This window comes from Blautia sp. CAG:237, assembly GCF_000436615.1.
GTDB classification, from domain to species: Bacteria; Bacillota; Clostridia; order Lachnospirales; family Lachnospiraceae; genus Blautia_A; species Blautia_A intestinihominis.
This window is the reverse complement of record NZ_FR886773.1, coordinates 29,709-46,428: the sequence shown is the minus strand read 5'-3', so window position 1 is coordinate 46,428 and position 16,720 is coordinate 29,709. Positions and strand designations below refer to the sequence as shown.

At 41.9% G+C, this 16,720-nt stretch carries 12 protein-coding genes and 1 pseudogene; 1 reads left to right on the top strand and 12 read right to left on the bottom strand.

Features of this window, described 5'->3' with window-relative positions; translation table 11 throughout:
* The 4 genes from QZL69_RS13670 to QZL69_RS13655 form a co-directional block, all read right to left on the bottom strand.
* Positions 1 to 2,192 (bottom strand): glycoside hydrolase family 3 protein (locus QZL69_RS13670; protein ID WP_291519828.1); only part of this gene is annotated, 2,192 nt, incomplete at its 3' end.
* 119 nt (positions 2,193 to 2,311) lie between these two features.
* Positions 2,312 to 3,157, bottom strand: coding sequence for a carbohydrate ABC transporter permease (locus tag QZL69_RS13665; protein ID WP_022215752.1), 846 nt, complete (start codon positions 3,155 to 3,157; stop codon positions 2,312 to 2,314).
* On the bottom strand, positions 3,154 to 4,116 hold the full coding sequence (locus QZL69_RS13660) for a carbohydrate ABC transporter permease (RefSeq protein ID WP_022215751.1): 963 nt from the start codon (positions 4,114 to 4,116) through the stop codon (positions 3,154 to 3,156). The genes QZL69_RS13665 and QZL69_RS13660 overlap by 4 nt, the downstream gene beginning before the upstream one ends.
* Positions 4,117 to 4,174: 58 nt before the next feature.
* Positions 4,175 to 5,536: an ABC transporter substrate-binding protein gene (locus QZL69_RS13655; RefSeq protein WP_022215750.1), complete on the bottom strand. Its 1,362-nt coding sequence runs from the start codon at positions 5,534 to 5,536 to the stop codon at positions 4,175 to 4,177.
* Positions 5,537 to 5,689: 153 nt separating this feature from the next.
* Here QZL69_RS13655 and QZL69_RS13650 point away from each other — a divergent pair, with 153 nt between their 5' ends.
* Positions 5,690 to 6,430 carry a helix-turn-helix domain-containing protein gene (locus QZL69_RS13650; RefSeq protein ID WP_022215749.1) on the top strand — a complete coding sequence of 247 codons (741 nt, stop codon included), beginning with the start codon at positions 5,690 to 5,692 and terminating at the stop codon, positions 6,428 to 6,430.
* Positions 6,431 to 6,523: 93 nt separating this feature from the next.
* Here QZL69_RS13650 and QZL69_RS13645 read toward each other — a convergent pair whose 3' ends face one another.
* From QZL69_RS13645 to QZL69_RS13610, 8 genes and pseudogenes are all read right to left on the bottom strand, one after another.
* Entirely contained in the window at positions 6,524 to 9,223 is a 2,700-nt protein-coding gene (locus QZL69_RS13645) for a GH36-type glycosyl hydrolase domain-containing protein (protein WP_022215748.1), read from the bottom strand.
* A 12-nt stretch (positions 9,224 to 9,235) separates the two neighbouring features.
* Complete coding sequence (locus tag QZL69_RS13640; RefSeq protein ID WP_022215747.1) at positions 9,236 to 11,650, bottom strand: GH36-type glycosyl hydrolase domain-containing protein; 2,415 nt, start codon at positions 11,648 to 11,650, stop codon at positions 9,236 to 9,238.
* A 195-nt stretch (positions 11,651 to 11,845) separates the two neighbouring features.
* Positions 11,846 to 13,153, bottom strand: coding sequence for a glycoside hydrolase family 32 protein (locus QZL69_RS13635; RefSeq protein ID WP_022215746.1), 1,308 nt, complete (start codon positions 13,151 to 13,153; stop codon positions 11,846 to 11,848).
* 17 nt (positions 13,154 to 13,170) lie between these two features.
* Positions 13,171 to 13,407 carry an HPr family phosphocarrier protein gene (locus QZL69_RS13630; protein ID WP_022215745.1) on the bottom strand — a complete coding sequence of 79 codons (237 nt, stop codon included), beginning with the start codon at positions 13,405 to 13,407 and terminating at the stop codon, positions 13,171 to 13,173.
* Between the two features lie 11 nt (positions 13,408 to 13,418).
* A complete protein-coding gene (locus QZL69_RS13625; protein ID WP_022215744.1) occupies positions 13,419 to 14,513 on the bottom strand; it encodes an ABC transporter ATP-binding protein in 1,095 nt (364 codons plus the stop codon).
* A 6-nt stretch (positions 14,514 to 14,519) separates the two neighbouring features.
* On the bottom strand, positions 14,520 to 15,371 hold the full coding sequence (locus QZL69_RS13620) for a carbohydrate ABC transporter permease (RefSeq protein WP_022215743.1): 852 nt from the start codon (positions 15,369 to 15,371) through the stop codon (positions 14,520 to 14,522).
* Positions 15,343 to 16,242, bottom strand: a complete 900-nt coding sequence (locus tag QZL69_RS13615; protein WP_022215742.1) for a carbohydrate ABC transporter permease — start codon at positions 16,240 to 16,242, stop codon at positions 15,343 to 15,345. Before QZL69_RS13615 ends, QZL69_RS13620 begins: the two co-directional genes overlap by 29 nt.
* Positions 16,242 to 16,720, bottom strand: a pseudogene (locus QZL69_RS13610) (ABC transporter substrate-binding protein); the annotation flags it as partial. The gene QZL69_RS13615 and the pseudogene QZL69_RS13610, both read right to left, overlap by 1 nt.

Below are 16,720 nucleotides of genomic sequence, written 5' to 3'. Positions count from 1 at the left end.
ACAATTCTGGTACACAGATCTTTGCTGTTCGCCGCATGCACTCCATTGACAAGATTGTAAGAAGACATGATTGCTGCCGGCTGACCCTCTTTCACTGCAATTTCAAATCCACGAAGATAAATTTCTCTGAGTGTCCTCTCTGAAATCTTTACATCCACCCCCATACGGTTGTCTTCCTGATTATTACATGCAAAATGCTTAATTGTAACACCGCATCCCTTACGGCACTGCACACCTTTTGTTACAGATGCTGCCAGCGTTCCTGAGAGGAACGGATCTTCTGAATAATACTCAAAATTTCGTCCACAAAGAGGATTTCTGTGGATATTCAGACCCGGTGCCAGCCACAGATTGACGTGAAATGCTTCCATCTCAAGTGCAACCGCTTCTCCAAATCTCTGCATCAGATCTCTGTTCCAGGTCTGAGCCATTACAGTTCCTACCGGGAATGCAGTGCAGTACTGATAATACTGGTCAGCACCCTCATGCTCTTCTCTGTCTACCAGGAAACCATTCTCCAGTGCCCCCAGTACACCAATTCCATAAACGGTATCTGTTGCCCTGTCCACTTCATAGTGCTGCTGCAATCGGATACCTGCCGGCCCGTCTGCCATGATCAGCGATGGAACACCATACTTGTCAAGAAGTCCTTCTGTTGTCTCACCTGCGGTTCCCGGAACGCGGATTCCTGCTGCCCCCAGAGTACTTGTTGTTTCTGCAATATTTCCGTAGAGAAGAGGAATCAGATCTTCTGCCATCTGTTCCGTGGCATAAGCTGATCTGTATATTTTTTTCTCTTCTGGATGCGGTGTAAAAACAATACAATGGCTGTTATCTGCCGTTGTTTTTCTGCATTCGTACGTTTTCCACAGTTCTTCTTCTATCTCTGCTGTGTTTTCCAGGACACAGGTATCCTCCAACGATACACTTTGCTCTACTTTCACAGTGCTACTGTATTCGAGAGATACAGAACTGTTTCCGGTCCAGATACCATAGGTTCCTTTTTCTACGATCCACTGATGTTTTTCCTCAGAAAAATATGCCAGTTCTTTCTGTCCAACTGTGATCTTCAATGTTTCAGCTTCTCCCGGCTGCAAAAGCTTTGTTTTTGCATACCCAACGAGACGGCGATATTCTTTCTTTACCTCTGTCTGAGGAAGAGATGCATAAATCTGCACAACTTCTTTTCCTGCATAAGTATCTCCGATATTAGTAACTTTCATTTCAACTGTAAGTTCTTTCTCCGAAGTCTCAATCCCTTTGAATTCTATTTTAAACTCTGTATAGGACAGTCCGAATCCAAACGGAAACAGTGGCTTTTTGCCAAAGCTGTCAAAATAACGGTATCCGACAAAAATCCCTTCTTTGTACTCTTCAGTATCCAGATTTCCATTCAGATAACTGTAATCCTCTGCAAAAGGGCAGTCTTCATATCTTCTCGCCCAGGTTGTCGTCAGTTTCGCACTTGGTACACAGTTTCCCAGCAGGATGTCTGCAACCGCATATCCACTCTCCTGCCCCGGCTGGGAAATATTAAGGATTGCCTTTATGTTCTCTGTATTTTCCAGAATGTCAGTCAGTTCGATCGGACCACCCGCATTCAGAAGCAGGATGACCGGAATCTTTTTTTCATTCAGGAAAAAAAGATCTGCTGCTTCTCTTTCACTCAGATAATAGTCTCCTTTTACCCTGCGGCGGTCTTTGCCCTCTCCGGAAATACGGCTGAGCACATACACAGCTGCTTTTGCATCTGCGATATCCTTTGCTTCAACAGCCCGTCCTTCCGGAAGAATAAAAGGGTTGCTTGCGTATGCATCAAATGGATTATCTACGTGCTTTGCATCCTCAAGGATTTTTTCTTTCCAGACATTTCGTGCGTTTTTATAACGTTCTTCATAATCCTCCAGCCAGTCCTCGCTGGTAATAGTCACACCTGCTTCTTTCATTCCCTGATAAATGGAAATATTTTCTCTGTTATTTACATCACCGGAACCAATTCCGCCTTTAATAGTCTTTTCTGCCCCACTTCCAAGCAGTGCAATAGCTGAAACTGTGGAAAGAGGAAGTACTCCTTCGTTTTTCAGAAGTACAATACCTTCCACCGCCGCTTCTCTTGCCAGAGTCCGGTGTCTGATTTCAAGTTCAGACAGACTCTGATCCATACTTCCACTGTGTCCCCATACATCTTTCATATATAATCCTCCTGCTAACGTTTGAATTTATTTTATACAACAAAAGAACGACAGCATTCTTTATCCTTTATGCAAGAATATCCTGCCGCGTTCTTCTGATTGATGATAACTTTTATTTTTTACTCTTTTACGCCACCCAGCGTAACACCTGCGATGATATATTTTGACAGAAGCAGATAAACAATAATGATCGGTACGATAGCAACAGTGATCATCATGTAAATCTTACCCATATCAAAGTTCATGTAATCAGCACCTCGTAATGTTGCAATCAGGATCGGAACCGTCATCTTGTTCTTGGACTGGATAACCAATGCCGGTACGAAGTAGTTGTTCCATGATCCAACAAAGGTAAAGATTGCCTGAACTGCGATCGCCGGTTTCATGATTGGAAGTACAATACGGTTGAATGTATGGAACTCTCCAGATCCGTCAATTCTGGCAGCTTCCACCAGTGACAGCGGAAGAGAAGATTGTAAATAACTGTACATAAAGTAAAATACTGCCGGTGAAGCAATGGACGGAATAATCAGCGGAAGAAGTGAATCATACATTCCCATCTTTGTGATCAATCTCAGGAATCCCATTGCAGTTACCTGTGTCGGCATAACAAGGATTGCCATGATGAAAGTAAAAGCAACTTTCTTTCCCTTGAAATCATAAGCATAAATGCCATATGCAGTCAGGGAAGAAAAGTATGTACATAATGCTGCAGAGCATCCGGACACGATCACACTGTTAATGATTCCTCTGAACATTGGAAAGCTTCCATCATTTGCCACACTTTTCAGGTTATCCAGAAAATGTTTACCCGGAATGATAGAAAAGCCTTTCTGCAGTTCTGCATGTGAATGCGTTGCATTGATAAGCAGAATCGCAAAGAAAAACAGACACATAAAAGATAAGAGAATGAGTACAATATGTGCGAAAATGCTCATCACACGTTTTCCTGAATTTGTTTTCATGATCTTGCTCTTCTCCTTTCTTCTTTTGCACGTTTCTTAGCTGCCTTTTTTGAACCATCTGGATCATTGTCATTGGTCATTCTGTAAACAAAGAAGCAGAGGATACCACTGATGATGAACAGGTAAACAGATAATGCACCTGCCATTCCATAATTCTTGCTCTTCAGATGACTGTTCAGGAACATGATCAGTGTCATGGATGTTCTGTCCGGGTTACCCTGTCCGTTTGTCAGGATCTGAGGAACATCAAACATCTGAAGACCACCGATGATAGATGTGATCAGTGTGTATGCAAGGATCGGACGGATCATTGGCAGTGTAATATAGAAAAATCTCTGAATTCCATTGCATCCATCCAGATCAGCAGCCTCATAGACCTCCACACTTACACCCATAACTGCCGCCATCAGCATGATCGTTGTATTTCCAAACCACATCATAAAGTTCATAAATCCAATCAGTCCTCTTGTTCCCAGAACAGAACCCAGGAAATCAATCGGTGCTTTCAGAACACCCAGAGACAGCAGAATAGAGTTGACCGGACCATTGGTAGAGAACATCGTAAAGAATAATAAGGCAAATGCAGACGCCATGATCAGGTTCGGCAGATAAATAACTACTTTAAAGAACTGTTTGCCGTGGATCTTCATTCGAAGATCTGTAAACCAGCAGGCAAGTACAAGTGCAACCACGATCTGCGGAACAAAACCGATCAGCCACAGGATCAATGTGTTTTTTCCATACAGGAACATATCTGATTTCAAAAGACTGATGTAGTTTTTCATGCCGACAAAATTCGGACCTACTACCTTGATACCCGAACGATAATATTCGAAAAAGCTGTATCTTACAGTATCGATCAAAGGAATAAGAGAAAATATCAGATACGCGATAAAAAATGGAAGAATAAATAACAAGCCCCATTTTCCGTAATCAATATTTTTTTTCTTTTTTTTCATAAATGCCTTTCCTTTCCAATAAACAGCAGGGCACTCTGTACCCTGCTGATCTGATCATTTATTCCGGCCACTGTACTTCTGTGATTTCCGGATAACGTTCCATGATTGCTGTTTCAAAGTTTGATTTTGCTTTGTCAAACTCAACATTTCCCTGGAAATAATCGCTGAAAGCATTCTGGATCAGCTCTACACAGCCCTGATCATAAGGGGAAAGCGGGGCAATTTTGATGTTTTCTGCAACCGGTGCAAAATATTCAAATGGATTCTGTCCACCGAGGAAATCAGAAGCGAATGCATCGTCAGAAGCAGCCTCCTGCATACCGGATTTTGTATTTGTAAAGTCAGCATAGTCTTTGGAAATCTTTAACAGGTTGTCTTTGTTTCCAGTCAGAGCAAGGATAATATCTTTTGCATGTTCCGTGTTGTCTGTTCCTGTTGCTACATGGATATAAGATCCGCCCCAGTTGTATTCCTGCGGTGGGTTTGTAACAGCCCAGGCACCGTCTTCGCCATCCCAGTTTGGTTTCAGGGTAAAGTCAATTCCCCATGCCGGGAACAGGAATGCGAATACTTTGGAGTCAGAGCTCATAGCTTTGTTCCAGTCATCGTTCCACTGACCTTTTACAGTTTTGTTCAGATATCCTGCATCCAGCCATTCTTTTGAATCACTTACCCAGTCCATGATCTTCTGGTCAACTTTGATCGTTGTGCTTCCTGGTTCTACCCAAGAATTTTCAATGCTGTTTCCATACAGACGGAATGTATCTGCATAAGAGGCAAATGTGTAGTATCCTTTTGCTTTCAGTTCTTCTGCTGTTGCTTTTGTTGTATCCCAGTCCTTTAATTTCTCGCCTACTGCTTCCGGATCATCTGTTCCAAATACATCTTTTGCGATGTCACGACGATATACCAGAGTTCCCGGGCAGCACTGCCATGTAGAACCTCTCTGTACTCCATCAGTGTCAGATGCTGTTGTTTTTGTAAAATCATACTGATCTGCAAGATCTTTGTCAGGATCAATTCCGAGGTCTTTAAGCGGAATTGCCACATCTGCATCTTTGTCTGTATATTTATTTACATAGTCTGTCTCTGACAGGAAAATATCTACTTTGTCATCGTCTGCCGCATCCGCCTGGTTCATCAATGCTTCATCCAGTTTTTGCTGGTAAACGCCATCCTGATTCGGGTTAATGACCCAGTGAATCTCTGTTCCATCTTTCAGTGTTGTAACTGTTCCATCCTTTGATGTAGATTCTACTTCCGGATATACAGCTTCCAATCTCTGACGAAATTCATCATTCCAGGAATAAATATTGATCACTTTTCCTTCTCCGGAATCCGCACTTACTACAGTTGCTGCTGAGAGTGTTCCTGCAACAACTGCTGCTGTCAGGATTACAGATACAAATTTTCTTTTCATTAAAAATTCCTCCTTGTTCAAAGCATTTTTCACTGTTTTCTCTTTGATGATGATACTATATCATTTTTGACATTCAAAATATATTATTAATCTTAACAAAATGTCAGATTCATGTCATAATATAAAAAATCAACACATTAAGGAGTGATGTTTATGGCAATTTCAAAAGACTGGTACCACACTGAAATGAAAAACGATGATATGGAGATCCTGCACCGTTCTCCCTCCGTAGAATACTCTTTTTATAATGCAGTCCGAAGCGGAGACATGGAGACTGTCACTGCAAACTGCAAAAACGATTCCTTTCTTCATCTCGAAGGAACTGGTGTCCTTTCAAGAAATCCTCTGACCAATATCAAATATCATTTTGTGGTAACTACCGCCATGCTGACCCGTTATTGCATTGACGGAGGACTGGAACCGGAGCAGGCCTATCGCCTCAGCGACTTCTATATCTTAAAAATGGATTCCTGCACTTCAGTCCGTGAAGTTGCAGACCTCCACCATATTATGGCAAAAGATTTTACCGGAAAAATGCTTCTTCAGAAAAAAAGTTCTGTTCTGTCCAAACCTGTCATTGAATGCATCAACTATATCTACAGTCACATAAAAGAAAGAATCACCATTCAGGATCTGGCTGAACATACAGGGCTGTCCTGCAATTATCTTTCCCGTATATTCAAGCAGAATCTTGGTGTATCGATCAGTGACTACATCCGTGAACAGAAAATAGAAAAAGCCACTCATCTTCTCAGATATTCTGATCAGTCTATCGTGGATATTGCGGCGTATCTTTCCTTTTCCTCACAGAGTCACTTTATACAGATTTTTGAAGGCTATACAGGACTGACACCAAAGAAATACCGCGACAAATACTACAAATCCATGTGGTAGACCAGCAGACATGCCTCTGTCTCTCTCCGGCATTGAGAAAAACAGAAAACAACCCGGCATTATGTCATTTTGCTACATAATGTCGGGTTGTTTTTATTGTAATACTATAGTAATATTATGTGTCTCATCTGAAGACAACTGTTCAATCGTCTCTTTTTTCATGCAGGCACTTCCGCCTGCTCTTTTTTCTATTTCTTTTTCGTCACAGTACGCCTGAACAATCTGATATTCTCCATACTCCTTTTTGTCTGGATTGGAAATGTGAACCTCAAATTTCTTTCCTGCAAATTCCAGATAGAGTGATGCATTTCCTTCTTTATCAAACTGTTCTGCCATAAGTGCTGGTGCGATCACAAGATTGCCAATCTCTCCTCTTACTCCAAAAGCTTCTGTGATCATGGTCAGCATATACCAGCTTGCTGCACCGGTAAGATATGCATACAGCCCTCTTCCATCACTGTCAAAATATTCAGGAAGTCCTGGATACATATAGCTGCTTTCAAAGTTCATTGCCGCATGAAGAAGTGTATTGAGCACTTTATATCCTTCTTTTACAAATCCCTGACTGTACAGAGCATTTGCATACATGACTGCCATGTGAGAGAAAACAGCTCCGTTTTCTTTTTCACCATAGGCAAAGCCGAACATCCTGCCGAGATCAAATTTCTCTTCTCTGAAATTTGTATTCAGTCGATAACCGCCTGCTTTCTCATCGAACAGATATTTATCTGCACTTCTGCTGATCGCGGCAGTCTGCTCTTTTGTTGCAGTTCCGCTCATGATCGCGAATACCTGGCTGGTCAGCATCATGCGTACACGATCTTTTTCGCAGCACTCTACCGGATTCTTGTGGTCATCATAATAACCATTGAACCATCCGTCTCCACCATCTGTGATCCATTCATTCTTTCGGATATTTTCCATCATCCAGTCTGCTTTTTCACGCAGATTTCTGACTATCTCATCAATTCTGACAATCACTGTGTCACCGCTGATGTTGTGTGCACACTTTTTGGTGTAAGAACCCAGCAGTTTTCTTTTTTTGTCTGCATTCTCATATAAATCTCTTCCACAGGAAAACAGACATTCCATTTCACTGGCAATCTCAACCCGGTTAATTCCGCTTATGCGTTCCAGGTTTTCCAGGCAGTCTGCAATGTTATTCATATTTCCTGCATAGGCACAGGTAAACGCCACACTCTCACCATTGTCCCACGCCATATCCATGGCATCGTTCCAGTCGGCTCCATGGAGTTTCATTTCATTATGCTCACCTACATCATAAAAAGCAGTTAAATTCTGCAGAAGAATATGCTCCAGAATTGTTCCGAAATAAATATCTCCGCTCTCTACTTTCTGCTGTTTTCCGTAAGCTGTATTCCATTCTTCATCGTGTGTTGTTCCTCTTCCTGACTGAAGATCTTTGAAATATGGAACTTTTTCAAACAGAATATCCATATCGCCGGTCTGGTCGATATACAGCTTCGTCGTTCCAAACGGCCAGAATGCATGATCCATCCAGACACGGGCAATATTATTTCTGTCCGCGATAAATTCTCCCTGTTTATTTCCAATAATCGTGGCATTTGTTCCGTCAATGCGGACACCGCCATAGTTGGCAACAATCATCTGACGCACTACAGCCGGATTCATGATCAGGAGTGCAAGACAGTCCTGCCAGAGATCTCTCCATCCTCGTCCGCCTTTTCCATAGTCGTGGTATGGGAGAAAAGAACAGCCATAGATTCTTCGCAGTACCGGCTGAAAGCTGATCCATTTCATATAGTTATCAGCATCTGCATCACCGGTTTCATAAGATACATTTACTTTTTTCTGCCAGTAGGATTTCACCTCTTCAAGAACGTTCTCCACCTGTTCTTCTGTCCTGTATTTTGCGACAGTTTTGGCAATACTCTCTTTCTTCTCTGTCAGTCCTGCCAGTATGATAAAACCTGCTGTTTCCTGCGGCTTTAGCTCAACATCCGCAAAGCGGATGCCTCCCATTGCCTCTTTTCCCTCAGCTCTGCTTCCTGCCTTTCTGCCTGGCTTGTTCTCTCTTACTGCTTCTGGATTCAGATAGGTACCGCCCTCTCCTATAAACTCCTGCACAGTAGGATAAAACGCCTCCGGCGCATCGCCTTTTTCTGAATATCCATATACAAAATAGGTGGTATGATTCTTCTGATGACCTCTTTCATCAAAAGACAGCACCGGTGTGACTTCCACACCATATTCTGTTGTATTGATTCTGTGAAGAAGCGATGTCACATGACGATGATCTCGAATATTGTCCGCGCTTCTTCCATAAAGTGGTATTGCAGCGATCAGAGTTATTTTTGTCACTTCTTCAGATATATTTTTTATTCTGACCAGTTCAATCTCTGCTGCTCCGTCCACATCAACAAAAGAAGTGATTTCTGACTGAAGACCATATTTTGCAGAAGTTCTGGTCACTTTCTGCCACATAAAACCGGCTTCCAGAATGCTTTTATCCTGAGCTTCTGTAAATTTCTGTAATTCCTGCTCTGCTGAAATTCCCGTTGCAGACCAGCATCCCTTACCTTCTATACGACACCAGAAATTTCTGGTACTGCGATTATTGTGAAGATTTTCAATACTTACCGGTTCCAAAAGAAAATGGTTCTGATCTGTCTTGCTGTCTCCTCCAAGGTTCGGAGTGATACTGGATTTCAGTCCCCCATCACCCGCCAGCGGAAAATACAGACCACTGTAGTTTTCCGGACTCTGAATGGTAAACGTTCCTTTTTTATCCTGAAATTTTATATATTTCATGCTGTCTCCTTTTTATGACATGAACAGTTCTACTTCTGTAATCTCTGTAAGCTTTTCCTGAGGAATATAATTTTCTCCCAGTTCTTCTCCATTGACGATCATCTTCTTGAAACCAGATTCCACGTGTCCCGGATTATGGACTGTAATATGAAGTTTACATCCGCGGAAATCTTTATCAATTTCAAATTTATCCCATTCTTTCGGAACAGATGGTGCAATTCGCAGTCCGCCAAAGTCAGGACGCATACCAAGGATACCTTCTACACACCCTACCATAACGGTAGATGCTGTTCCTGTCAGCCAGTGTACATGAGAGCGTCCGAAATTCGGGCTTGCTTTTCCCTCTGTAAACTGTCCATAGCAGTATGGTTCCAGCCTTCGGATCTCTGCCCTGTCATTCTGTGCCGCAGGCGCATTTTCCATAAAGTAGCCAAAAGCTCTCTCTCCATGTCCTCTCAGAGCTTCTGCAAGAATGATCCATCCCTGTGACTGTGAGAAAATCCCTGCATTTTCCTTGGTTCCTGCATTATAGATCACAGCCAGTGCACCCTCGAATGCATGAGCATGATATGGAGGATCCATCAGGATTGCTCCATATTCTGTATTCAGTCTCTTATAAACCATATCCAGTGCAAGATCTGCCTGTGCATCGTCTGCAAGACCGCTGATCACCGCCCAGCTCTGCGGATTCAGCCACATATTCGCTTCCGGATCTGTGCGCTTTCCAATCACAGCTCCATCTTCTGTAAATCCACGGATAAAGCGGTCTTCATTCCAGCAGAGATCCTGGATCAGTTTTCCAAGTTTCTTCTGACTTTCGTTAAGATATTCAATATATTCTTTATCCTCTTTGTATTCTGCAAATTCTCTGAGAATCGTCATTGCGTAATAATACTGCAGTGCTACAAAAGTTGATTCTCCATCTTTTCCAAGTCTGAGACAGTCATTCCAGTCTGCATAAAGACCTGCCGGCATTCCATGTTTTCCAAGATGATTTTCAGAAAATGCAATTGCACGTTTCAGATGTTCATATACGGTTGCCTCACCTTTGTTTGCAAACGGAATCACTTCATCCATGAATGCCACATTGCCTGTTTCTGAAACATATTTATAGACTGTAGGGAAAAGCCACAGCGCATCATCTGCACGATAAGCCGGATGTCCTGTTTCCTGTACATAGGAAGCATCGTCCGGAGTATCTTCATGTCCCGGGTTATGTGTAAATTTTACAAGCGGAAGTCCACCGCCGTTATCCACCTGTGCTGAAAGCATGAATCGAATTTTTTCCACCGCCATCTCCGGTGCCAGATGAATCACTCCCTGAATATCCTGAACTGTATCGCGATATCCATATCCATTGCGGAGTCCACAGTAGGTAAAAGAAGCTGCCCGTGACCAGATAAAGGTCATAAAACAGTTGTATGCATTCCATGTATTGATCATGGTATTAAATTCCGGACTTGGGGTTCTGATCTGGAAGTGAGAAAGCTGACCATGCCAGTATTCGATCAGTTCTTCCAGTTCTCTTTTACATACATCCTGGCAGTTTTTGTAATGCTCCACGATCTCGCCCGCTTCTGCATCACCTTTCATTCCAACAAGAAAAGCGATTTCTTTTGTTTCCCCCGGAGCAAGGCTTAAAACTGTTGAAAGTGCTCCACAGCTATTCTCATTATAATTTCCCTTATTGCTGAGTTTTCCCGTGATCACGCCCTCTGGATTGTTATATCCGTGATATCTTCCGAGAAAGCTTTCTTTGTCTCCGCACCAGGAATTTACGTCAGCTCCTGCCAGTCCGAAGAATCTGTTGAATACATTTTTGTTATCAATGTTTTCACCTTCTTCCAGACGATCCAGGTTTGCGTGGATCATCTGACGTACACGGTTCCCTCTGAAAACCGTCTGTGTGATATACTGAGAATACTGAAGATTTACCTGATCCTGTTCATAGTTACTGTTGTTGGTAAATTCCGCATATCCTGTTACTGTAAGTTCACGTTTTTTCTCAGAATAGTTTGTTACTGCCAGACTCCATACTTCATAAGACCGCTCCAACGGCACATAATATCTTACTTCTGAGTGAATTTCACTGTAATCTGCCATCATTTTTGTGTATGCTGTCCCATGATGACATTCACTTTTGTACGTCTCCAGATCTTTGCCTACCGGCTGCCAGGATGCAGACCAGTAATCTTTACTTTCATTATCGCGAAGGTAAATATACCGTCCCGGCTGATCAAACTGATTGAAAATATATCTCAGGATTCTTCCATTTGCTCCGGATTTTGCAAAACTGTATCCTCCTGCATTATTTGAAACGATTGCCCCATACTCTGGTGAGCCAAGATAGTTTACCCACGGTGCCGGTGTATCCGGACGTGTGATCACATATTCCTTTTTTGCTTCATCGAAATATCCATATCTCATATCTCTCATCTCCTGTTCCAGCTATTCTTCGCCTGATTTTTCTTACACTATACCCTATATCATATTTTGAATATACAAAATACAAGCTGAAAATATCAGATTCGTGACATGAAAGTCTTTGTTATACTCAAAAACTGCGGAATATTACCTGTAAACAGTTACTCCGGTCACAAATTTCTTCATGACCGGAGTTCTTTATTTTTCCAGAGTTTCTATTCTCATTTTTACATCTGTCTCTATTTCTTTGCCCAGATCATACACGGTATTGGAAATTACCGCTTCACCGTCATTTACAAAGACTTCAATCAGGTTCGGGTTTACATATACTTCAAGCTCAAATCCTTCTTTTAATTCAGGTGTTGTAAACTGTACTCTGTGATTCGTAAATTTTCTGTAGAGGCTGCTTCTGTCAGTACAAATCCTGCTGCCTTCTCTGTAAATAATGTATCCGCCAATGTTTACCTTTTCACCATCTTTCAGAGAAAATCTTACACGATATCCGCTTTCATCTGCTTCATACGGTGCGGAGATTTCTCTTGTATATGCCACCTGAATATTCGGATGGACACGAAAATAAATGTGATTCTCTTTCGCTTCTACAACTCTTGGAATACACATCATTCCCTGCCATTTCCCATCCACTGGCTCCGGCATGCGAAGCCACGCAGTCAGGATTCTTCTTCCCTCCTCATCGAGGGTGCTCTGTGGTGCATAAAGATCCATTCCATAGTCCATAAGCTGGTACTCATCCGGAAGTTCCATCTGACATGTTTTCTCATTAAATTTCACCTGCATACAGACCACCTGTGCATCATCTGCTTTTCCGTCTTTCAGAAATCCCATTGGTGAAAAGATTACTATCTGTTTTCCGTCCACTTCAAAGTAATCCGGGCATTCCCACATCCAGCCAAATTTCTCTTTGGTAACAGAGTTTTTATATTTCCAGGATTCGCCATCTTTTGAAGTAAAGAACAGAAGTCTTCCCTGCTTATCTTCAATTGTGCTTCCAAGCATCATATACCATCTGTCGCCATTTTTCCAGACCTTCGGATCTCGGGTATGTCTCGCATCACCGGTTTTTGCATCATGGATGACCGGAAGAACTGTTTTCTTATCCCCAATGTTATCAAAATCAAATCCATTCTCAGAAGTGATCATCAGCTGTGCGGATACAAACTGCTCATCTACACAGTGATTGATATTCTCAGGATTTTCAACCAGATAATTTACTCCGGTAAAATACAGCTGCATCTTCCCATCATTTTCAACAGCTGTTCCAGAAAAACACCCACTTCTGTCATCTGTTTTACTTGGATACAGCGCTATTCCCTGATTTTCCCAGCTTACAAGATCTTTGCTGACAACATGACCCCAGTGCATTCTTCCCCACTGCGGTGCATAGGGAAAGCACTGATAGAACAAATGATACAGACCTTTGAAATAAATAAAACCATTCGGGTCATTCATCCAGCAGTCTTTTGGTTTTACATATATTTTCTGCATTTTCTGTACTCACTTTCTCATTCTTCTGCATATTTTCGGACTACCTGCAGGGCTTTTTCTGCCTCGGCTCCTTGCGCATGAATTCTTACATTGACCGGTTTGGACAGATCTGTACTGAAAATTCCCATGATAGATTTTGCATCGATCACATATCTTCCGGAAACAATATCCACATCACATTCCAGATGACTCACTTCATTCACAAAATTTTTGACTCTCTCAATCGTACCCAAAAATATCCTGATTTCTTCCATTACTGTCACTCCTATAAATAATTTACCTCAGTTTCCTTATCAAAGAAATGAATTTTGGACGGCATGAATACAAACTCAATTTCATCTCCGACCTGGCTGATCTCATACTTTGAAACTCTCGCAACTGCCTGGCAGCCTCCAAACTGGAAATACAGGTTATTTTCATTTCCCATAACTTCCGTATCTGTGATCACAGCTCTCATTTTATTTTCTTTATATAATTCCAGATTCTGTGCATCCATCTTGAGATCCTCACCACGGATTCCAAGTGTCATTTCACCTTCTCTGCCGTTCAGTTTATTGATGATAGCTTCCGGAAGTGTAAGTTTATTTCCGTCCTTAAATGTAACTTCCTTTCCTTTTACTGTCACGTCAAAGAAGTTCATCTGCGGAGATCCGATAAATCCAGCTACAAATTTATTTACCGGATGATCATAAAGCTCCATTGGTTTTCCAACCTGCTGGATCACGCCCTCTTTCATGATGACGATACGATCTGCCATTGTCATTGCCTCAACCTGATCATGTGTAACATAAATTGTAGTTGCTCCCATCTCACGATGAAGTCTGCTGATCTCTGTTCTCATACTGACACGGAGTTTCGCATCCAGGTTGGAAAGAGGCTCATCCATCAGGAATACTTTCTGATTTTTTACGATGGCACGACCAAGTGCAACCCTCTGTCTCTGTCCACCGGAAAGATTCTTCGGTTTTCTGTAACGAAATTCCTGCAGTCCCAGAATATCAATCGCCCAGTCTACTTTTTTCTTGATCTGATCTGCCGGCATTTTCATATTCTTCAGACCATATCCGATATTTTTCTCTACTGTCATATGCGGGTACAGTGCGTAGTTCTGGAATACCATTGCAATACCTCGGTCTCTCGGAGCAGTTTCGTTTACTTTTTTTCCATCAATATACAGATCACCTTCTGTAATCTCCTCAAATCCGGCTACCATGCGAAGTGTTGTTGATTTTCCACATCCAGATGGTCCGACAAATGCAATAAATTCTTTTTCATTGATTTCCAGGTTGAAATCACTTACGGAGTTCTTATCTGCTCCTGCATATTTTTTTCCGATATGTTTAAATTCTATAAAACTCATAATTCATTAACCCTCCTTGGAACCGGTTGAAGTTACACCTTCTACAATCTGTTTTGAGAACAGTGCATAAATGATAATAACAGGAATTGTGATCAGGGTGATCACTGCAAGTGTCTGACCCATTGTTGTATTGTCATTGGATGTGATTGAGTTCAGACCGATCTGTGCGGTCAGAAGATCACTGGATGTGAATACAAGTGACGGCCAGAGATAATCATTCCATACTCCGAGGAATGTAAAAACACTTACTGTTGCAACAACTGTCTTTGACATCGGCAGCACCATTGTGAAGAAGTATTTTACCGGGCTGCAGAAATCAAGCTGAGCTGCCTCGTAAACGTCATCCGGAAGGCTTACAAACACCTGACGGAAAAGGAAAATATTAAATGGATTCACGATCATTGGAAGTACATATCCAATAACTGTATTCAGAAGACCTGCTTTTGCAATGATCAGAAAGTGAATCGTGATAACTGTTTCTGTTGGTACGATCAGAAGCATCATAATGATCAGAAGCCACTGGTCACGAAATGGAAAATTAATCTTTGCCAGTGCATAACCGGCAAGCCCGTTGACGATCACGCCGAGTACGATCAAAAGTGCCGCATATCCTAAAGTATTAAGCATATAACGGAGGAAATTGGTGTCCGTAAGAATCGTAATATAGTTTTCAAAATAATTTCCGTTTAAAGCAGGCGGAATAAATGCTGCCACAGAATTCATATCCGCTGTGATCGCTGCATCCGGTTTAAAAGAGTTTGCAAGCATCCAGATTACCGGAAACAGGAAGAATATGGAGAGCAGCAGAAGAAAAACTGCCAGAACCCAGTTAAATGTTTTTTGTTTTTTTGTTAACATGTTTTTTCTCCTCCTTTCCCTTAGTCAGTACATTCTGTATGATAGTCAGTACAACAACAAAGACTGTAAAGACAATTGCCATGGTAGATGCAAGTCCCATCTCCCAGTTCATTGTACCAGTTTCATAAATATCATATACCAAAGTGTAGGTTGAATGGTCCGGACCACCGCCGGTCATTACCATCGGCTGTACTAACATACGAAATGCTCCGATTGTAACTGTGATAAATACGAAAACGCAAAGAGGTTTCAGTTCCGGAAGTGTGATGTCTTTAAATTTCTGCCATCCACTTGCATGATCCATCTCTGCTGCCTCATAAAGTGCCGGATTGATATTCTGAAGTCCGCCAAGGAAGATAATCATCTGATATCCGACACCCTGCCATACACTCATAACTGCGATGGACGGAAGTGCCTGCTTTGCACTGTGGATAAAAGGCTGTGCACTGATTCCAAGGTGTGCAAGCATTGTATTCAGGATTCCCTCAGGGCTGTAAATATCCATCCAGAGTGTGGATACAACTGCCAAAGACATGACAACAGGGATAAAAAATGCTACTTTAAAATATTTCTTGCAATGCGTAACTTTATTGATTGCAAGTGCCAGAACAAGTGCTCCGATACACTGGCAGGGAACGATGATAATTACAAATTTTACCGTGTTAAAAAATGATTTTACAAATAATTCGTCTTTAAAAATATTTATGTAGTTTTCCAGTCCTACGAAATGTGTCATATCCGGGTTCAGTGCAAAGTAATCGGTAAAACTGAACACCAGTGTCAACACCATCGGCAGAAATAAAAACAGTATAAGAAGTACCAGTGCCGGGCCAAAGAAAGCCATTCCTAAGATTGATTCTTTTTTCTTCATTATTCTCTCGTATAACGTTCCAGTTTCGCGTTAATCCTTTCTACAGATTTATCCAGTTCTGTCTGTGCATCCTTGCCGCCAAGTCCGACACTTTCAAGTGCCTGCTGGAAGGATGTACTTACCTGTGGATATACAGGAGTTTTTGGTCTTGGGTGTCCGTATTTACTCAGCTGCTCGTACAGTGCTTTGTAATTTTCGTCTGTCTGGAATATATCGATCTGATCAAATGCCTTATATGTTGATGGGAGTGATTTTGCTTCATTCCAGATTCTGACACCACTTTCCACACCACTCATCCATTTGACCAACTCTGTTGCTCCTTCAATATTATCTGTCGCAGAAGAAGCCGCAAATGCCCAGGATCCTGTCGGTGTATATCTCTCACCATCCCAGTCATCACCAACCACATACGGTGCAACTCCAAGATTTATATCCGGATAGTTCTCATATATGGTATTGACTTCCCATGCACCATCAA